This is a genomic window from Syntrophaceticus schinkii (assembly GCF_000946815.1).
GTDB classification, from domain to species: Bacteria; Bacillota; DSM-12270; order Thermacetogeniales; family Thermacetogeniaceae; genus Syntrophaceticus; species Syntrophaceticus schinkii.
On the sequence record NZ_CDRZ01000282.1, the window covers coordinates 18,989 to 38,478 of the forward strand.

The window sequence follows — 19,490 nt, forward strand, 5'->3', positions numbered from 1 at the left end:
AACCATCGTTATGATAAAATCACATAACGATGTCACTTTCCAATATTTATACGGATTTATACCCTCCTCGTTACGTGTTCCCGGGAATCTAGGAATCACCGCTATGATAATTCCACCTGTAGGAAACTAAGAATAGGAGGAAGTGCCAACATACTGTTCGATGCCAGATGATAATTCCACCTGTAGGAAACTAAGCGTGGTTCAAACACACAAATAACACTCCGGTGCTGGATTATAATTCCACCTGCAGGAAACTAAGCAAACAATGCCTAATAAGAAAAGTATGCATTATTATGTAAAACGATGTCGATATTGCACGTAAATTATCTAATATTTAAAGGAGGGCAACTATGTTCTGTCCAAAATGCGGCAGCGATGTAGACCAACAAAATTCTTTTTGTACTGTTTGCGGAAATCCATTTGACTTTGAAGATCAACACAGCAGTGCATCAGAAAAAACACAGGCCAGCTTACACTCCATAAATAATGTGCCATCAAAAATAATTATAGGAGTTATTATTGCTGCCGTTAGTATTCTTTTGATTTTTATATGTTATAAGCCTCAACCACAACATACTGTAACCAGATACATAAAAGCAATTAACAATAACGATATCGATAGAATTATGTCCTGTCTTGAGCCAGAGGTTGAAAATCACTTTAAAGAGCTTGAGGCTGATGAACAAGCCAGGGAGCTTAATTACTTACAGGCTTTTTCAATTAATGATCACAAAATCTTATCCAAAGAAATAGATGGCAATGAAGCGGAAATATTGGTTGCTGCTGTAGTAGATTATCCTGACAGCGACGAGCCTGAACCCGAAATGGTTAAATTTTTGTTGAAAAAATTTAACAAGGGTTGGAGAATTGTGGACATGGAGTATCTATAAGGGGTGGAAAGTCAGGTTCATGAACAGGCGGTACTGCCCTCTGGCAACCAGTAACACCCAAATGGAGAACTCGGAGCCCACATGGTGACTGTCACCATTTTGCGTCACCATTTTGCCGAATATGTATAGACAAGTTAGCCCATTAGGTGACTGTTACCATCTTGCCATTATCTACTGAAATATAATGGATAGACGCTCATGCCTCTTTATGGCAATACCTCAGAAAATGAAAACAGAGGCTGACGCTGAACGTTGAGAAACCAGCAAAGGACAGATTCTTCACAGCTTCCGACCCCCAACTTCCGGCATCGGGCATCTATTTTCAGGTTATTTCGGATTGTTGGCACCAACACTGTAGGAGAGGGAAATAAACAATGAAAGGACTTACCCAGAATTGAATCAACATCTACAAGTCGGCCATCAGCAGTAACAGCTTACTTTACCATAAAAAACGGCGTTTTCGGCCTTTTATACCCTCTTAGCATGAATCACAAGCCTGGCATTTTTAAACTCATAAGAACAGGTCACAAGAGTCAATATCTTATCATCTTTAGTTACTTTGACATCAGTCTCATATTTTGACCTGCTCTTAACCATATCCAAATACTGTGCATATTCCACATCATTAATAAAGGAAACCTGTAAAAAATCGCTGTTTGGCTCAGTAAGATATACCGAAAAAATCTGCCACCTCATAGGCTGTTGGAGCGAATCATATTCAATAAAGGCGTGATCAGCATAAAAAGAGCGGTCTTTGTAGGCGGAAAGGCCGGCAAACATACAACCGTCCTTCATATTATGGCCATATATAATCGTATTATGGTCCTTTTCATCATTGGAGTTTCTGTAATCCATGAATATGGAGCCCCGTGAGGACCTTTCCTTTTTAAGGTTATGTTTCAAATAGAACTCATTATCTTCAGTTTGCACAACAGGATAATCAATTTCCGTACCCGGTATCTTGATCCAGCCAACCACATCTTTGTTCATCCCTAACAGACTCTTAAACGGATCGGTCGGGTCGCCCGGATCGCCTGGATCGGCCGGGTCGGCACACCGCAGTTGATGGTATTCTTTCCTCAATCCCTCATTAAGAGCCCTGCTGGAATAACCATCATAAAGATAGCTGCCGATGTTTACACCACTGTAAATCAATACAGCAGACAACAAAATAATCAAAATTACCTTTATCTTCTCCCGGTGCTTCATCATGGCCCTCCGCTTGGGGACTGTCACCAAATTGCCGAATATGTATAGACAAGTTAGCCCATTTGGTGACTGTCACCATTTTGCCGAATATGTATAGACAAGTTATGACCGAGTCGCTAACCGCTCCCTTCACCATCCCGGGCCAAAAGCAATAAAGCAAGCCTCACCCCGGCAGTGTCTATTCATTCAATAATTGGAAAAGCTCATCTGTATTATTGAACTCAATATCCCAAAAATCATCGATTTCTTTAAAATAATCCGTACTATTTATTACACCCGCTAATGTGATTATGGAATCGCATACCGGAGTAGGGATATTGAGATTGGCACCCAACACGTGCAGTAAACCTAAGCCTTTTGGGACATCTTCGGTAATGTAGCGATTATCCACAGTGGAAGTTTTTAAGTCCTTAACGCTCTCTGCATATAACTCAAAACCTTCCTCGATGGTATAGTCGTCAGAATTTTCAAATGTCCTAACCAGAAATTCCTCAAAATACGACCGCGGCTTTGCTCCAATGCCTTTTAACACAGCCATTTTTTCATCGTCCAGTTTATTTACAATTTTCCATATTGACGGTGTAAACCCTTCAGCATACATTGAAAAAGAGCCCGCCGAAGACTCAATACACCCCGCATTCATTGTAATGCCGACTGTATGCATTATCAGATTGGGATTATGTAAAGCTATTTCAAATACATTATTTCTTTCTATCCATTTGCCTGGAACCGGTGGCAGAGCTTTAACGATTTTTTGAAAACAGTGCTCTCCTAAAGCAGCTATCGGATGGCCATAATTCGATGAAAAAATACATACAGTACCCGGTTTTATTATGCGGGATGAAAACAGTAGTGTTTCACCTTCTACAAATAACACTTTCGCTTTATTATTAGCATTGTTCACAGCATTTCGAAACAATATACTACCTACATAACCTGGAGAGATATAAACAACTTGGCCATCCTTAAAAAAGGGCGCTAATACCCGAGCTAGATGCCCGTGGAAGAGAGAAACATAAAAAACAAGGATGACATCCGCATCCTTCAGCGCCCCTTCCACATCTCGAGTTACATCGATTAGCGGATATACTCCTTCCCCCATAACTCCCTCCAGGCGGATTTCTTTTGTCTGTGCAAGCTTTTCAAAATTACTTTCATGAATATTACTCCCCATTTTTAATAAAGTGACATTAAAACCTCGCATTGCATAGTATGCTGCCGCAGCGCAGCCACCATGCCCTGTCCCTATAATTGTGATATTAATTGGTGATAGCCTCCATTTCTAATCTAGCAAATTACATTTGTATTATGCGTCTATTACTACTTTGGGGAACACCCTAACCCCCTTGTCAGATACAGATATAATAAGGTTCTGCTTAGAAATCTAGTAGAAATCTAGTAGATAGGTTATCCCGGATTGGCTCAAAACGGTTGGATAGAAAGCAGAAGAAATCCATTATGGAGAGCGCATGGCCAAAACCTGTCCATCCAGTATTGATCATATCATAATTTGGTCCACATAGGGCCCACATGGTGACTGTCACCATTTTGCCGAACACCAAATTACCGAATTTGTATATACAAGTTAGCCCATTTGGTGACTGTCACCATTTTGGTGAATATGTATAGACAAAACAGTGGCCCCAGTGGTCATCTCCAAGTAGGTAGTGCCACCCGATAGCAGCCCCGGAGCACCGGTTGCTGCGGCTTAATACAGATAGTGCCTCGTCATGGGCAGCTCATTATTGATCCCCTTCTCCAGAATAAATTGATGGAGATCCACCACACGGTAGCGGAAGCCGTAGATACATGAATTCAGATAAACCTGCCACATGCGAATAAAGGGCTCATCAAACTTCTTGCGCACAGCATCCAGATTCTTTTCGAAAGCATCCGCCCAGAACTTCAGGGTCCTGGCATAATGCAGCCGCAAACTTTCCATATCCTTGATATAAAAATCATGCTCCGGCAGTGTGGCCACCAGCTCCCTTATCGAAGGTATATAACCCCCCGGGAAAATATAGCGCTCCATCCAGGCGTTGCTTTCCGATTCTACCTGTTTGGTGATCGTGTGGAGCACAAATACTCCCCCATCTTTTAGCAAAGAATCCGCCGCAGCTGTAAAATCAGGTATATTCGCCCGGCCTACATGTTCCAACATCCCCACACTCACCAGCCGGTCAAACTGAACCCCCGAAGAAGCCAGTTCACGATAATCCTGAAGCTTTACATCCACCTGGCCTTCCAAACCCTCATCTTTTATTCGCTGCTTGCTTTTGGCAACCTGTTCTTCACTGAGAGTTACCCCCAAGCTCTTGACCCCATACTGCTTGGCGGCACGGATAATCAGCTCACCCCAACCGCTGCCGATATCCAGCAAGGCCTGCCCCTCTTTCAGGTTCAGCTTTTTTAATAAATAATCGACCTTGTTCATCTGCGCCTGGTACAGCGAATTATCCGGCTGCTCAAAATAGGCACAGGAATAAGTCATGCTTTCATCCAGCCACAAGCCGTAAAAATCATTACCAATATCATAATGATACTTGATGTCTTTTCTATTGCGGTTCGGCGACTTGGGGATTAATTTCGAGATTGCCCCCAACACTTTGCTTTCTTTTTCAAACATGTCCTTATTCTTAAAAACCAGGTCTAAAATAGCGCGCAGATCCCCTTCATAATCGATATCCCCGCCCATGTACGCTTCACCGAAAAACAGAGCCGGGTCATTAATGATCTCCTTTTCCGGAAGGGGCTTATTCAGAATAAGAGTAAATTTGCTCTCACCTTCCCCAAAATGCTCCACACTGCCGTCCCAGTACTTCACAGCAAAAGACCCACCTTCAATGCGTCCAAACAGCTTGTTGAGAAAAAACTTCTGCATAATCTGCTCCTTTCCCTGATCTTAAATCAGAACAATCGATACACAATTAGTAGTAAGACATACCCTAAACACGGCAGCACCGAGACAAAACCTACCAGTTCTTCCTTACTGTTTGTTTCTATCATAGTATTGATATTCCTGCCTTGTCAAAGCCTTCCCCCGGCAGTCTACAGCAATTTTGGCACAAAAAAACAGACAGACATCAGGTCTACTCTCGCAGGGCACCTGGATGCACCAGGCACCTGAGACTGCAACCTGTATATACAAATTCAGCAAAAAATGGTGACAGTCACCAATCAGGCCAGATATTATTTGGCCGCTTCTGCCCAAGAGCCTTCCCCCAAAGAACATTAGCCCCCCATAACGGAAATTATTGTCGTAGACCACAGGAGCCGTTAGTAACCAGGGCGCCTCCCACCATTTTCCCTAAGGTTTGCGTAGTCTGTTAAACACAGCCCCAGCGAGCAAAAGAAACCTGGCCTACCCATCCCTAGAATACCCAAGGTTCAACCTTGAATGAACCAATTGATTAATTCGGTGTATCAGCAAGTCTCCTTTTTTTGGTGACTCAACTGTACCTACGACTATCTTAATTGTATTATCTGAATGTCTGATTTTACACTCCCAGTGCCAGCCATCACAAACAAAAACGCTGTAATCTTAATACCTGCCCCAGGCAGAAAGTAAATTACTCAAGCCTGACCCCATTTAGTGATATAATCATAGAACAGCGCATACATTTATTCAGGTCAATTAGCTTTTATTAACCTATAAAGGGGTGTTCTTTATGAGAAAACTGATATCCATCATAGTAATGGCGGGGTTTTTAATGGTCATCTTTCCCTTGGCAGCTATGGCCGGTGCCCAGGAAGTAGTCAGCCTGGGGGCAGATCTGACACCACAGCAGGAACGAGAAATACTTGACTTCTTCGGTGTTGATAAAAATGACGTCAAGATCATCAAGGTAACCAACCAGGAGATGAGGCAGTATCTATCCGGCCTGGTACCGGAAAAACAGTTAGGAACCACAGCTTACTCTTCAGCACATATTACTCTGGTGTCCAAGGGACACGGAATCAGTGTCAAGACCTACAACATAGCCTGGGTAACCAAAGAGATGTACGCCAATGTTATGGTAACTGCGGGTATCGAGGATGCAGATGTAGTCGTAACAGCTCCTTTCCAGGTATCCGGAGCCTCTGCTCTTACCGGCATCACAAAGGCTTTTGAACAGGCCTCCGGCAAAAAACTTGACGAAGATGCCAAAAAAACCGCTAACGAAGAACTCGTGGTCACCATAGATCTGGGAGAAGAAATCGGCCAGGAGCAGGCGGCAGATTTTATGCGGGATGTCAAAGAAGAAGTCGTAAAGAAAAAGGTCAAAAACCCAGACGATATTATCGAAGTGATAAAACGAATCGCAGACGAGCATAACATTGAGCTTACCGATGCACAGATTCAAAGGATTATGGAATTGATGCAGAAAATCAGCCGGCTGGATCTTAACCTGAACAAAATTAGCAAACAGCTAGAGAATATCAATAAAAGCGTTGATGATATCAAAAAGGCCGTAAAAGACAACCAGGGTATCCTTGAGAAAATAGCAAACAGCTTACAGAACTTTTTCAACTGGATAAAAGATAAGATACGGGGTCAGGCTTGAGTAATTGAGTAATTATAGATTCAGGGATATGTAGATCAGTATTTCCTGGTGACTGTCATCATGCAGGTTGTCACCATGTAGAATGTAGGTTGTCATCATGCAGGTTGGGTAAAACGACGAAAACCGCCGAAATGGCGACTTTTTACACGCCACAACTCTTACCGCTAATAGCGGTAGAAACATATTCGGGTGGTAACCGATACCTTAGGGGATTGACGCATGAGTCACAAACATAGCACTGCATGAGGTGTTTGAGCGATTGGGCCAGAATTTTTATCGCATAAATTGCCCACCTCGGCTCTTAGCTGAGCAGATATGCGGTTATTTTTAATGCGTCAGCAGTGAGCCTGGCCCCGGGGGATTGACGGGGCACTGAGTTGTTGCTAAAATAAAAGAGCAGAATAGTAGGATGGCAGGAAGATAATTTTAGCTCATGGTAGTACGGCCGGATGGTAGGAGCGTCTTGAATATTGCTAATAAATGGCACTCCGGCTAGGAGTGTCTTTTTTTATTCTGTTGACTGCTCATTGACTGCTCCATTGACTGCTCCCTATATCAGCCAAACACAGTGCGGAAACGGCTAATACGGCAAAGTCATTAACCTGATGGGCATCACAAAAGCGACTGCAGTGATCGGGAAACGGCATATGACAAAGCCGCCCATTGACTCTATTAACTCTCCGGACTGCTCCATTGGCTGACAATCGGCGACAATTGACTGCCCAGAGACTGCTTATATTCCTGCAATCCAAATAGGGGGGAGAAACTTGAAGAAGTTGCTGGCATGGGGAATGATGTTTGTTTTGCTGCTAGCGGTTGTAACCGGATGCGGAGAAAGCTCTAGCAATACCGGGGGGCAGCAGGACGCCGAGAAGAAGGTCAAATTGGGTATTATCCAGGTTGCGGAACACCCTGCCCTGGATGCTGCTCGCGAGGGTTTCTTGGACACTCTGGCAGACAATGGTTATGTGGAAGGAAAGAATTTGATCGTTGACTACGGAAACGCCCAGGGTGATCAGACGGCACTGAAAACAATCGCCAAAAAATTGGTGACCGGCAATTGTGATTTGATCCTGGCCATCGCCACCGATTCCGCCCAGGCTGTGGCAGCGGAAACAACAAAGATACCGATTATGATCACCGCGGTGACCGACCCGGTAACTGCCAAACTGGTGCAGTCCAACGAAAAACCAGGTACCAATGTGACAGGCACCAATGACATGAACCCTGTTAAGGAGCAGGTGGAACTGCTGCAAAAACTGGCCCCCAAGGCAAAGAGGATTGGGGTTGTCTACAATGCCGGAGAGGTCAACTCCGTGGTACAGGTCGATATGGTGAAGGATACCGCTTCCAAGGCTGGACTGAAGGTTGTCGAAGCCACTGTTTCCAATACCAGTGAGGTGATGCAGGCAGCCCAATCCCTGGTGGGGAGAGTTGATGCCATCTATATTCCGACAGATAATACGGTCTCTTCATCTGTAGAATCAGTTATCAAGGTTGCTGAGGCCAATGCCCTCCCGGTTGTTGTGGGGGAAGCAGCAATGGTTGACCGCGGCGCCCTGGCTACCCTGGGCATTGACTACAACAAGCTCGGCAAGCAGACCGCGGAGATGGCCCTCAGGGTTCTGAAGGGAGAAAAACCACAGGAGATGCCTGTGGAGGGGCAGAAGGATATGGAACTGGTGCTGAACATGAAAGCAGCCCAGGCGATGAAAGTCACCATCCCAGAAGAGATGAAAGCACAGGCAGCAAGAGTTATTGAATAAGAGGTTGCGGCTGCTTTACCCTGTCATCATAGTCTGCGACGGAATGCAAGAATTACTGAATAAAAGGTTGCGGCTGCAACCAGTCATGTTCAGTTCCCTGGGAACATTCGGCTTCGTTATAACAGGTTGCAGTTGCAACGGAATCTGACAGCAGACATAATAATATTTTTGAATCGGAGTGGAGAAATTGCTTTATGTACTGGCAGGCACACTTGAACAAGGACTACTATTCGCTTTGATGGTGATGGGTGTATACCTCACCTTCCGCGTATTGAATTATGCGGACTTGACCGTTGACGGAAGTTTCACAATGGGAGGGGCTATTGCGGCTAGCATTATTTTCGCCGGAGGAAATCCATGGCTGGCTACACTGGCAGCAATTTGCGGGGGACTTCTGGCGGGAACCATCACCGGGCTGCTGCACACTGTCTTCAAGATTACCCCTCTGCTTTCAGGAATTCTGACTATGACTGGCCTTTACTCGGTCAATTTACGCATTTTGGGGCGGGCCAATGTGCCACTTCTTAGGGCAGACACGGTGATCACCAGGTTTAATTCCTGGCTGCCCCCGGACAGTATATATGGAGCCACTCTGCTGGGGCTGCTGATCGTGGTGCTGGCAGTTATTGCGCTGTACCTGTTTTTAAAGACAGAGGTCGGCCTGGCACTCCAGGCGACAGGTGATAATGAACAGATGATCCGGGCTCAGGGTGTCGATACCAACCATATGAAACTCCTGGGCCTGGCCATCTCCAATGGAATGGTTGCCTTCTCCGGAGCACTGGTAGCGCAAAACCAGCAGTTTGCCGATGCAGGAATGGGAATCGGGATGATTGTGGCCGGCCTGGCATCGGTAATTATCGGGGAAGCCATCTTTGGCAAACGCACCCTGCTGCAGCACATTATTGCTGTGGTGTGCGGCTCAGTGGTTTACAGGGCGGTGCTGGCACTGGTGCTGCGGTTGGGGCTGGCACCAACTGACTTTAAGCTGTTGACAGCCTTGATCGTGGTGGTGGCTCTGGCTTCACCCCAGGTAAAAGGCTGGCTGGGAAAAGGAAAAAACAACCGGAAAGGAGAGACCCTCGATGCTTGAGTTGACAGATATCTGTAAGGCGTTTGAGAAGAATACAGTTAATGAAAAGGTGGCCCTTGACCAGGTTTCTCTTTCACTGAACAGCGGGGAATTCGTCACACTGGTCGGAAGCAATGGGGCAGGTAAATCCACCCTGTTAAATGCTGTCGCCGGTGTCTACCTTCCAGACTGCGGGAGAATAATGCTGGACGAAAGAGAGATCACCCATCTTTCCGAACACCAGCGAGCGGCCTGGATCGGCCGTGTCTTTCAGAACCCATTGACAGGCACCGCACCCCTGATGACCGTTGAAGAAAACCTGGTGATGGCGTGGAGGCGCGGCCAGCGCCGCAGGCTCAGGAAGGCGATTCGCTTCCAGGAGCGCTCCTTTTTCCGGGAACAGCTGGCCACACTTGGATTAGGACTCGAAGATCGCCTTACCACCAAGGTCGGACTTCTCTCCGGCGGGCAGCGCCAGGCCTTGACCCTCCTGATGGCCACCCTAAGAAAGCCGCAGCTGCTCCTGCTTGATGAGCATATCGCATCACTGGATCCGCGCACCGCTGAGATAGTCATGGATCTCACCTGCCGGATCGTCAACGAACAGCAGCTGACCGCCATCATGATCACCCACAACCTGGAACAGGCCCTGGATGCCGGAACACGGACAGTGATGATGCATGAAGGGCGAATTGTGCTGGATATTCGAGGACTGGAGCGGAAGCGCATGAACGTCCTAGATCTGATGAATCTCTTCGAGAAAAACAGCGGCGCCAACCTGAACAGCGACCGCGTTCTTCTCCAAACGGGGTCAGGCTTGAGTAATTGAGTAATTATGTCAGGTGGTAACGGTACCTTTGCGAAGGAATTTGCTTTTTGTCTCCTTTTTGTCTCTAAGTTTGCTAGAGCCAATACTAGAGCCAATAAATGAAATGAAGAGACCCACTTTACCACGCTACAACTCTCACCGCTAATAACGGTAAAAACACAGTGAGCCCCGCGCTCTACCCAACCCCTGGATCAGGGGGACGGTTTTCCTGATCCATTTTTTACCCATAAGGTATTATTTCGCTCCCCCCGCTCTGCCCAACCCCTTTCCCCCTATGCTTGCTATAGGCTACAATAGTACATAGGGTGAACAACATAATGAATAAAAAACATATTAAACTGAGCAAAACTATGGCTCATGCTTTAAGACATGCTCCACAAAACTATGGTTTAATATTAGATGAAAAAGGCTAAACCTCTTTGGATTTCTCCGCTGGGGTTTTTATTATTCTTACTATCAGCTTTCAATAAAAACAGGGTAGTAAAAGTACCTTTGTGAGGGGAGTCGCTTGCTCCCTTAGCTTGCTAAAGGTTTGCGTAACAAATGTTCCCCACCGAAGGTCTGATATGGAGAGTTGACCTCTCTGCATGTAGCCCACGGCTTGACTAGATATTTTTTACACAGCTTGCCATCCCCCCCCGTCATCGATATGATAATAAGTGACAAAATGACCGTCCCCGTCACGCGCATCACACAGCGCCATCCCTACATCACAACTTTTCAAAGGAAGGAGAAACGAAATGAGCAATATTCGTCAGAAGGTATTTGATATTATGAAAAGCATGAATATTCCGTATGATGTCACAGAACATCCAGCTGTGTACACCATGGAGGAAATGGAAAAATTGAATATTGACAGCAACAATGAGGTAGTGAAAAATTTATTTATTAGGGATGATAAAAAGAAACGATTTTTTCTCATTGTTCTTCAGAAAAACAAGAGGGCGGATTTAAAAGAAATAAGAAAACAGCTGAATTGCAGGCCACTTAGTTTTGCATCTGAAAAATATTTATTTAAATTAATGGGGTTAAATACAGGCGCTGTTAGTCCTTTTGGAGTATTAAATGATGTTGATTGTACGGTAGAAGTCGTTTTAGATAAAGATATTCTGGCATTTGAACGAATTGGAGTCCATCCAAATGATAATACAGCAACTGTTTGGATCCGGCCACAGGACCTAGAATTGATAATAAGAAATCACGGCAATGATATTTCTTATATCGAAATCTAGAGCAGGCGGAGCGGGCGCCGTCTAGCCGTCTAACCGTCTACCTAAAGGAAAAGGGCTACCCCATCTTTCAGAGGCAGCCCATTCCTTTTTACTTATCCACTCTTCCACTAATTCACGACTTCTATTTGCTCAATTCCTTTGATATGACAACTTTTTCTTGTGATTTCGGTGATTTGAAGTGTTGGAAACCGCCCCAATACTGTGAATGCTTACCGGCACCTCCGGTTACAATGATTCTAATTTGTTCTGGTGTTCTAACTATCGGGACATTAGTGTCAGGACCTACCGGTTTTTCAAGATATTCAGATGCCCAATCAGCACACTTCTCGGCATATTCTTTGGCAGGACGTTGAGAATTCTCCCAAAGCCAGTTCTGCAATTTCTCTTTGGTCCATCCTTCCTCAGCAAACATTTGGGCATGTTCTTCGTTGATCAGAAGCACTACTTGTCCTTTTGATGCACAAGTGGTGTTCTGTCCTGCGTTATTTATTGTGTTTGCAAAAACACGCAGCAAACCATCGTTACCAACGCTGGTATGATCCTGTATGTTCGTTGGAGGGCCTCCGGCAAAAACAGTTACGATACTATCATCTTTCTTGAAGCCCTGCTCCTCATTGAAAAGCTCCCACGGACTATTTTCGCTTTCAGCAACAACCGTCGCAACAGCATTTCCAACCCAGCCAAGGGAAGACTTATCCTCAGTTTGCGGAGTTGAGCCACCGACGACATCGGTCATCAAGGCAAGTGCGTAGCCAATAGCCATATTGGGTTGGCTAAACCCACTGGCAGCACCAACTCCAGATGCAATACCTAAATCCTTGGCGATCTTTCCATTCACAACCACCAGTAAACCATTGGGATGTGTGGTTGTAGTAAGTCCACGCCAGTTAAAACCTTCATCTTTCATTCCTTCCAGAGCACTTAATAAAACAGGCATATATTCTGGTTTACAGCCAGTCATAACCGCATATGCTGCAACCCCTTCTACAGTCAATATGCCATTGCGCGGAGGAATCACCCAGACAACCTCATCTGGATCACGACTAGTTCCCTTTAGCATTGCCTGTACTTTCTCAGGTGTAGGCGGTACGATAGGCAGTCCGTTTGACCAGCCTTTTTCAAAGAAGTAGTTATTAACATCCTCTACAGTTCCCTCCACCTCAATAGTCGGTGCAGGATAAACCTCTCCTTTTATTGTCACCTTGCCTGTAGCTTTTTCAGGCTGCCACTCCGTAGCCATTTTCATAACTTCTGGAAAAATACCCTTAGCCTTTTTCTGAACAGAACTAAGACCAATACCTCCAATAGGATGTTCCACCTCTACCAACGCGAGGTTCGGAGCTCCCTCTTGTGTAGCCGTTGTTTTTGCCAATCCAATAAAATCTGATGTAGCTATAGTAACTGTGGGGATACCAACCTTTTCCAGTCTAAGCTGGTTCACGACCAGCCATGATGTACAGGACCCTCAATCAGCTTGTGCAGCAATTACTAGATCAGGCTTCAATGCCTGAATCTTGCCAATTACCTCCTGAGTAAAAATATTTGGTCCATAACCTTGAGATTCAGGAATTTCCTCATATATCTTAACTACTTTAACATCCTTTACCGTTTTCTCTAACTCTTCGGCAATAGTGTTTAATAAATTGTCACCATTCTCTTTACTATTCCAAACAAGGCCTACAGTCTTACCTTCTAGGCTCTTCGGATGCTCATTCAACTGCAAAGAAGCGACTTCGGTAGCTCCTTCAGGATTGACCAGTGTCCAATTCCGCGAAGCTTCGGCATCAGAACCACAGCCTGATAGCATCATAGTTGATGCTGCAAAAATGCAAAACATTAATACAGCTAATATTTTGCTACGTTTAAGCTTCCGCACTAAAAACACCTCCAATAATAAATTGATTTATCTTTATTTTCTGTAGTTACGATACTTCTATTAATTAACAACAATAATCCTAAGACAACATCTTAATCCATTTCGGCAAACCAGAACATTTCTTCTCCATAATACTAGTGAGTGAAAAGAAATTTCTATTCTTAGAGGTAAATACTATCACAGAGAATAGGATTATCGCTCCACTGAGATAAATAGTCTGAGAAACCATAGTGCCCATTAGCCCTGGGAAACAGCCACAGTCCATATCACGCCCTTGAAGCAGCACAAGACCTTCACCTATTACAAACGATAATCCGAGTAAACCTCCCCCAAAGGAAGCTAATCTTGTTAGCACCCCTAAAAGAAGTGCTATTCCCACAGCTAACTCTGCAAAGGGAAGAATATAACCGAATATAGCAGCTAGATCAATAGGTTCAACCGGGAGTATGCCATATTCGTATACAACATTTACCGAATTTAGCTTGACATTACTAAGCTTTAGTGATGACCCTAGTATAAAAATAGCACCAACTAGAATCCTTGAAGCAAGAGTAAATCCTTTGCTGTGAATTATGTCTTTGAGCAGTTCGTTTCCCCCCCCTCCAATCTGTTTATTAAAATACACTTTTTCATGCTTGGCTCGCGTCACCACCTCTTTACTCTAAAACTGTCTAGACAGTAACAGATGCAGGTATACCTACTAACTAAACTATAGCCAGTGCCTATTATCACGGTCAATAAAAAGTAAATAGATTAAATAAGCTTCTTTTGCCTTCTTAATTGCAAGCGGCATAAGCAGTAAAGTGAAGGAACTAGCGGCCATAAAAAACACTTTATAAAATAAACTAAATTAACAAACATTTAATAAACAATAATAAACTAAATAAAAAAATGCCCCCCCTTAAGAGAGACAACGGAAAAGAGAAATATGATACTCTTTTTCAACCCTTCAGTTTGTAAAGTTTTAATGGCCTACCAACAGAACCATACTCTTGCTCAACATCAACCAATCCACACTCCTCCATGTAATCCAAATAACGCCTCACAGTAACTGTTGAGAGAGACATGGATTTCGATACATCCTTGACAGTAACTTCATCTCCATCGTTTTCCAATAAAAATAATAATATCTCCTTAAGAGTAAGGGGATTCAGCCCTTTAGGTAATTCCTGCTGCCAATCAAGCAAAGTATCAAGCATATCAAAATCATTATCCTTAATACTGTTATGTACCAGTTCCTGTTTAGGTGATCTCCATATTTCTGCATCTACCTCTCGCAACGGTTTAGATTTAACAAGCTTCCGGTCAACAAAATACCGGGTAATCAACGCTATTAAGACGGCTAGGATAAGACCGGCAATTCCTATTGTTTTCATCGAGCCATAAATAATGCTATTATATAAGCTGCTTCGTGTACCAATATACAGAACACCAATTACTTGCCCGTCATCGTTAATTATCGGTTTGTAAGCTGCCTGGCTGACCCTACCTTCTACTTCAGCTTGCCCTAAGTAGATTTGTCCGGCTTCAAGAACTTTACTTCTCACTTCCTTAGGAACGGATTGATCAACAGCTCTGATATAACAATCTCCATCTATCTCAGTTGTAGACACACATACGTTATTCAGATAAATAGAACATGAAGCTCCAGTTAATTCCTTAATGTAATCTACCAAAAAATAATTATTATTAACTTCAGCCTGACCTTTGTAAAGGATTCCTCCTCTTGTATGCCAGGGTCCTGGATGCTTGAGATCAATTATTGCCTCTGCTGCAGCAATATCCCTTTTGGCTTCGGTTTCCGTATTCATCAGCAGAATAGGTCTGGCCTGTAAATAGAATACTAATATGACAATCATTGTAACCAGCGCAATAATTCCCATTACGAGGAGGGTTACCTGATTCTTTAGCGAGCGCATATTAGATTCACTCCAATATATTTATTGAATATCTCATAACTATAAATACTAAATCCCCAGGTAGAACAGGTAGAAGGCCAGAATGATCATCAACAGGCCCAAAAGACTTTTCAGAACCCTACCCCACTTTTCCGTACGTGAAGATGAAGCTAATTTGTTCACAAAACCAACAGAGGTTCCGGCAATTAACAATAAAGCGCAGTGACCAATTGAGTAAACTGCAAGCAGACCTATTCCTAAATAAATGCTGCCTTTCCCGGCTACAAAGGCTAAAATCGCCACTAAGACAGGTGTTGCACAGGGAGAGGAAAGGATGCCCCCAACAATACCCAGCAGAAAAGCACCCAATAACCCTTCTCTTCTGGATGGCATTCGACATGAACTCGATCTGAATTGAAAGATCCCCAGCAGCTGCAGTCCGGCTGCGGCCATAATCAGGGCGAGCAGAAGATACCACCACTTTCCCGCCCCGGTCATCATTTTTCCCAAAAGTGCTGAAGCTGCACCTAATGCAGTGAAGGTCAGCACAAGTCCTGAGCAGAATAACAACGAAAATTTCAAGGCTCTTTTCTGGTCATCCCCTGCATATCCCCCTACATAACCGATGATCAGAGGTATAGCAGATAAAACACACGGACTGAAAGAGGAGATCAATCCTGCAACAAGTGCCATAATAAATGCAAACCAGATATTCTGTGACAAAAGTTCGCCAAAATTTAATAGGAGGGCCTCCATTATCTAACCCCCATTTTTCCTTCTATAGCTTTGATCAGTTCCTCTTTGGGAATAAAGCCCTCATGCCTTCCTATTTCTTTGCCATCGGCATCCAATAGAATCTGTGTAGGAATAACCCTGATCGAGTATTTTTGCACTTCATCAGGTTGTTGATCAATGTCAATTATCTTAATGTTAACCCGGCCATCATACTCCTTTTTCAATTGCTCCAAAATAGGAATCATCTCACGGCAGGGAGGACATGTAGTAGAGCTCAACTCCAATAACGTTGGCAGGTCCTGAACCAGCTGCTGGTTCAGCTCTACACTCTCCCGGGGCGATGTGCGGTTTTTATAAATAAAAATACCTACTGCAATTAGTACAATTAAACCCACTGCAATAGCACGTATCAAAGTGTCTTTGTCGGTACCTGTATCCCTCATCAAACTCCCCCTCTAAGATTCAGTCTTGTTATTTGTTATATATTATACAAACTGTTTGAACATAACAAGACTCCCCTGATACTTCATAGAAATCTACACAGCACCCTTCAGCTTCCTTTTGATCCCACTGTTGCCGGTGGTGCTGATCAATGCTTTAGCCTGTAGATCTTTAATGGTCTACCGACAGCACCATATTCTTGCTCAACATCAACAAGCCCGCACTCCTCCATGTAATCCAAATAACGCCTCACAGTAACTGTTGAGAGAGACATAGATTCCGATACGTCCTTTACAGTAACTTCTTTCCCCCCATCCTCTAATAAAACTGAAAATATTTCCTTGAGTGTAAGGGAGTTTAGGCCTTTGGGTAATTCCTGTTCTAAATCAAACACAGCATCAAACATCTCAAAATCAACATCTTTATCGTTATTATCATGAGCTTGCTCCTGTTTAGGCAACCTCGATATTTCTGTTGGCAGTATTTTATCAAGCTTCCGAGTAACAAGAAACCGGGCAGTAAGCGCTATTAATACGGCCAGGATAAGGCCTGCAATCCCAATCGTTATCGGAGAGCCATAAATAATGCTTTCATAAAGGGTATCTTGTGTACCGATATACAAAACACCAATTATTTGCCCTTCATCGTTAATTATCGGTTTGTAAACCGCTGAACAAAACCTACCCTCTTCAACAGCTTGCCCTAAGTAATTTTGTCCTGTTTCAAAAACCTTACTTCTCGCTTCCGTAGGGATAGGCCTATTAACTGCCCTAGCATCACAATCTCCGCCTATCACTGTTGTAGATACACACCTATTGTTCAGATAAATAGAGCACGAAGCGCCGGTTAATTCCTTAATGTAGTCCACAAGAACGAAGTTATCATTAATTTTAGTCTGACCCTTGTAAAGAACTCCTTCTTTTGCCTGCCAGGATCCTGGATATTTGAGATCGATTATTGCCTCAGCTACAGCTATATCCCTATTTGCTTTGTTTTCCATATTCATCAACAGAATAGGTTTAGCCTGTAAATGGAATACCAGTATGACAACCATTGTAACCAAGGCAACAATCCCTATTACAATAAGGGTTACCCGATTCTTTGGTGAGCGCATTGGCGATTCACTCCAAAACATTTTTAAATCAAAACAACGCAACTGAGGACAGAAATTACCAGTTCTTTTGTAAAATTAGCACTCTTGGTAAATAATCGAATAAACTCGAAGAAAATCGAAAAATGAACCTTTTATATTCTTCTATATTCTTCGCCACACCATAACCCTAGTCCTTCCGAAGTAGTCCCCTGCCGTAAGCCCTCTCCCTACATACAGTCCCCCTGGCCAAATGGTGCCTGTCACCAAAAGGCGTAATCGGTATATACAGGTTTATACAGATCCGGCTGCTTGGTGACAGTCACCGGAAGCTGTCACTAGAAGCTGCAAAAGTAAATTACTCAACCTGCCCCCCACTAACATCCCTACCATCGCCGACCGCCTGCCATCACTTAATCTTGCCGGCTTTGACCCCGCCTGTAGTAATCAAAAAAGACCCTCTCCAAATTAAATCCCCTAAATCCCCTATATCACCTGATTTAGGCTAAATCATCACACTAATCGTCTTTGACATATTGCACAGATAGATGCCATGCCAGCCGTGCCATCTTTTACCTCAAAAAAGAAGAAGGAAATTTGACGATTGATGTCTAACCATATTTACTATCCAAAACTATATTATGGGAGGTGAGCCAGTGCATTTTATTAGGAACAAGTTTTTACAGGCTCTTGGTGTTGTATTGATCTGCGGTCTGCTTTTCCCGGGCATCTCAGAAGCCGCTTCCTACACTGTGAAATCCGGCGACTCCTTATGGGTGATAGCGAATCGGTACAATACTACTGTAGCCAAGCTGCAGCAGCTCAACAACATCCCCGGATCACTGATTTACCCGGGACAGGTGCTGAAGGTGAGCAGTGAACCAGCTCAGAACCCAAATCCACCCGCTTCCCAGCCAAGTGCTCCTGGCAGCAGCACGTACACTGTGAAATCCGGTGACTCGCTTTGGGTGATAGCGAACCGCTTCAAGATGACTGTTGCCCAGCTGCAGAAGCTCAACAACATCACCGGGTCACTGATTTATCCGGGGCAGGTGCTGAAGGTGAAAGGTGAACCAGCTCAAAACCCAGATCCACCTCAGAACCCGAATCCACCAGCTTCCGAACCAAGTGCTCCTAGCACCAGCACGTACACAGTGAAATCCGGTGACTCCTTATGGGCGATAGCGAACCGATACGGGATCACTGTCAGCAAGCTGATGAGCCTCAACAACTTAAAGGGGACTACCACTCTAACCCGGGCCAAGTGCTCAAAGTTGGCGAACAGACTTCAGGAGACAACCCGAGCCGCGGTGGCAGTTCAATTGTCCAAACAGCCTACCGCTACCTGAATGTCCCGTATGTTTGGGGAGGCATATCATCATCGGGATTTGACTGCTCCGGTTTGGTTAAGCATGTCTATTCCATCCACGGGATCAATCTCCCCCGTGTAGCCTGTGACCAGGCAAATGCCGGGACGAAGATATGGAGTATGTCACAACTCCAGGTGGGAGACATTGTCTGTTTCTCCGGCAAGAGAAACGGTTATGTCGACCACGTTGGCATCTACATCGGAAGCAACCAGATCATCCACGCCAGCAGCAGTGCCGGCCGAGTTGTTGTATCTTCTCTGAGCGGCAACTGGTACCAGCAGACATTTGTCCATGGTGTGCGCGTATTGTAACAGGCGTATTGAAGCAACGCTCATTGTAGCAGTTAAGTCATTTAAGGTAAAAATACAGGAAAAACGTTGAAAACATTATGTTAAGCAAAACGGCCAGGATAACTAAATTGGTATCCTGGCCGTTACTTATTATTGGGTGCCGGTGCTCTGAAAACCGAAAACAGGTCATAATAAAGAAACCGGCAAAGAGGGAATCGGATGCCGTTGCTCTGACGCAAACCGAAAAC

General features: G+C 44.3%; 17 protein-coding genes. 8 read left to right on the forward strand and 9 right to left on the reverse strand.

The genetic code is table 11. The annotated features are described in order from the left end of the window. The first annotated feature begins 350 nt into the window (after positions 1–350). The gene (locus tag SSCH_RS14575; protein ID WP_044666111.1) at positions 351–890 is read left to right on the forward strand and encodes a zinc ribbon domain-containing protein; all 540 of its coding nucleotides are present in this window, start codon (positions 351–353) and stop codon (positions 888–890) included. Between the two features lie 468 nt (positions 891–1,358). Here SSCH_RS14575 and srtB read toward each other — a convergent pair whose 3' ends face one another. From srtB to SSCH_RS14590, 3 genes are all read right to left on the reverse strand, one after another. Next, positions 1,359–2,102, reverse strand: a complete 744-nt coding sequence (gene srtB, locus SSCH_RS14580) for a class B sortase (protein ID WP_084711223.1) — start codon at positions 2,100–2,102, stop codon at positions 1,359–1,361. 175 nt (positions 2,103–2,277) lie between these two features. After that, on the reverse strand, positions 2,278–3,303 hold the full coding sequence (locus SSCH_RS14585; protein ID WP_044666113.1) for an NAD/NADP octopine/nopaline dehydrogenase family protein: 1,026 nt from the start codon (positions 3,301–3,303) through the stop codon (positions 2,278–2,280). Positions 3,304–3,807: 504 nt separating this feature from the next. Continuing rightward, positions 3,808–4,980, reverse strand: coding sequence for an SAM-dependent methyltransferase (locus SSCH_RS14590; protein ID WP_044666114.1), 1,173 nt, complete (start codon positions 4,978–4,980; stop codon positions 3,808–3,810). A 787-nt stretch (positions 4,981–5,767) separates the two neighbouring features. On the opposite strand from SSCH_RS14590, the gene SSCH_RS14600 reads away from it, so the two are divergent. The 5 genes from SSCH_RS14600 to SSCH_RS14620 all read left to right on the forward strand — a co-directional run bounded on the left by SSCH_RS14600 (position 5,768) and on the right by SSCH_RS14620 (position 11,542). Continuing rightward, positions 5,768–6,643, forward strand: coding sequence for a DUF1002 domain-containing protein (locus SSCH_RS14600; RefSeq protein ID WP_044666116.1), 876 nt, complete (start codon positions 5,768–5,770; stop codon positions 6,641–6,643). Positions 6,644–7,410: 767 nt separating this feature from the next. Then, positions 7,411–8,409 carry an ABC transporter substrate-binding protein gene (locus tag SSCH_RS14605; protein ID WP_156972337.1) on the forward strand — a complete coding sequence of 333 codons (999 nt, stop codon included), beginning with the start codon at positions 7,411–7,413 and terminating at the stop codon, positions 8,407–8,409. A 178-nt stretch (positions 8,410–8,587) separates the two neighbouring features. Beyond that, entirely contained in the window at positions 8,588–9,502 is a 915-nt protein-coding gene (locus tag SSCH_RS14610; RefSeq protein ID WP_232294513.1) for an ABC transporter permease, read from the forward strand. Next, complete coding sequence (locus SSCH_RS14615) at positions 9,495–10,310, forward strand: ABC transporter ATP-binding protein (RefSeq protein WP_044666117.1); 816 nt, start codon at positions 9,495–9,497, stop codon at positions 10,308–10,310. Before SSCH_RS14610 ends, SSCH_RS14615 begins: the two co-directional genes overlap by 8 nt. Positions 10,311–11,050: 740 nt before the next feature. Beyond that, entirely contained in the window at positions 11,051–11,542 is a 492-nt protein-coding gene (locus tag SSCH_RS14620) for a prolyl-tRNA synthetase associated domain-containing protein (protein WP_044666118.1), read from the forward strand. 121 nt (positions 11,543–11,663) lie between these two features. Here the strand turns inward: SSCH_RS14620 and SSCH_RS14625 are convergent, their stop codons facing one another. The 6 genes from SSCH_RS14625 to SSCH_RS14655 form a co-directional block, all read right to left on the reverse strand. Continuing rightward, positions 11,664–13,418 (reverse strand): UGSC family (seleno)protein, encoded by a 1,755-nt coding sequence (locus tag SSCH_RS14625; protein ID WP_273701360.1) that lies wholly within the window; start codon positions 13,416–13,418, stop codon positions 11,664–11,666. 79 nt (positions 13,419–13,497) lie between these two features. Continuing rightward, complete coding sequence (locus SSCH_RS14635) at positions 13,498–14,067, reverse strand: DoxX family protein (protein WP_052835710.1); 570 nt, start codon at positions 14,065–14,067, stop codon at positions 13,498–13,500. Positions 14,068–14,359: 292 nt separating this feature from the next. Further along, entirely contained in the window at positions 14,360–15,301 is a 942-nt protein-coding gene (locus SSCH_RS14640) for a cache domain-containing protein (protein WP_232294514.1), read from the reverse strand. A gap of 84 nt (positions 15,302–15,385) precedes the next feature. Then, a complete protein-coding gene (locus SSCH_RS14645; RefSeq protein ID WP_044666122.1) occupies positions 15,386–16,072 on the reverse strand; it encodes a cytochrome c biogenesis CcdA family protein in 687 nt (228 codons plus the stop codon). Next, the gene (locus SSCH_RS14650; RefSeq protein WP_052835711.1) at positions 16,072–16,494 is read right to left on the reverse strand and encodes a thioredoxin family protein; all 423 of its coding nucleotides are present in this window, start codon (positions 16,492–16,494) and stop codon (positions 16,072–16,074) included. Before SSCH_RS14650 ends, SSCH_RS14645 begins: the two co-directional genes overlap by 1 nt. Before the next feature lie 146 nt (positions 16,495–16,640). Next, positions 16,641–17,606 carry a cache domain-containing protein gene (locus tag SSCH_RS14655; protein WP_044666123.1) on the reverse strand — a complete coding sequence of 322 codons (966 nt, stop codon included), beginning with the start codon at positions 17,604–17,606 and terminating at the stop codon, positions 16,641–16,643. 632 nt (positions 17,607–18,238) lie between these two features. Between SSCH_RS14655 and SSCH_RS20535 the strand changes: the two genes are divergently transcribed. Both SSCH_RS20535 and SSCH_RS17815 read left to right on the forward strand, forming a co-directional pair. Continuing rightward, positions 18,239–18,931 carry a LysM peptidoglycan-binding domain-containing protein gene (locus SSCH_RS20535; RefSeq protein ID WP_052835712.1) on the forward strand — a complete coding sequence of 231 codons (693 nt, stop codon included), beginning with the start codon at positions 18,239–18,241 and terminating at the stop codon, positions 18,929–18,931. Further along, a complete protein-coding gene (locus tag SSCH_RS17815; RefSeq protein WP_198142526.1) occupies positions 18,847–19,263 on the forward strand; it encodes a C40 family peptidase in 417 nt (138 codons plus the stop codon). The genes SSCH_RS20535 and SSCH_RS17815 overlap by 85 nt, the downstream gene beginning before the upstream one ends. Positions 19,264–19,490: the final 227 nt, after the last annotated feature.

Coding starts and splice junctions, on each gene's coding strand:
- SSCH_RS14575 (WP_044666111.1), top strand. CDS start 351: ATGTTCTGTCCAAAATGCGGCAGCGATGTAGACCAACAAAATTCTTTT.
- srtB (WP_084711223.1), bottom strand. CDS start 2,102: ATGATGAAGCACCGGGAGAAGATAAAGGTAATTTTGATTATTTTGTTG.
- SSCH_RS14585 (WP_044666113.1), bottom strand. CDS start 3,303: ATGCGAGGTTTTAATGTCACTTTATTAAAAATGGGGAGTAATATTCAT.
- SSCH_RS14590 (WP_044666114.1), bottom strand. CDS start 4,980: ATGCAGAAGTTTTTTCTCAACAAGCTGTTTGGACGCATTGAAGGTGGG.
- SSCH_RS14600 (WP_044666116.1), top strand. CDS start 5,768: ATGAGAAAACTGATATCCATCATAGTAATGGCGGGGTTTTTAATGGTC.
- SSCH_RS14615 (WP_044666117.1), top strand. CDS start 9,495: ATGCTTGAGTTGACAGATATCTGTAAGGCGTTTGAGAAGAATACAGTT.
- SSCH_RS14620 (WP_044666118.1), top strand. CDS start 11,051: ATGAGCAATATTCGTCAGAAGGTATTTGATATTATGAAAAGCATGAAT.
- SSCH_RS14640 (WP_232294514.1), bottom strand. CDS start 15,301: ATGGGAATTATTGCGCTGGTTACAATGATTGTCATATTAGTATTCTAT.
- SSCH_RS14645 (WP_044666122.1), bottom strand. CDS start 16,072: ATGGAGGCCCTCCTATTAAATTTTGGCGAACTTTTGTCACAGAATATC.
- SSCH_RS14650 (WP_052835711.1), bottom strand. CDS start 16,494: ATGAGGGATACAGGTACCGACAAAGACACTTTGATACGTGCTATTGCA.
- SSCH_RS14655 (WP_044666123.1), bottom strand. CDS start 17,606: ATGCGCTCACCAAAGAATCGGGTAACCCTTATTGTAATAGGGATTGTT.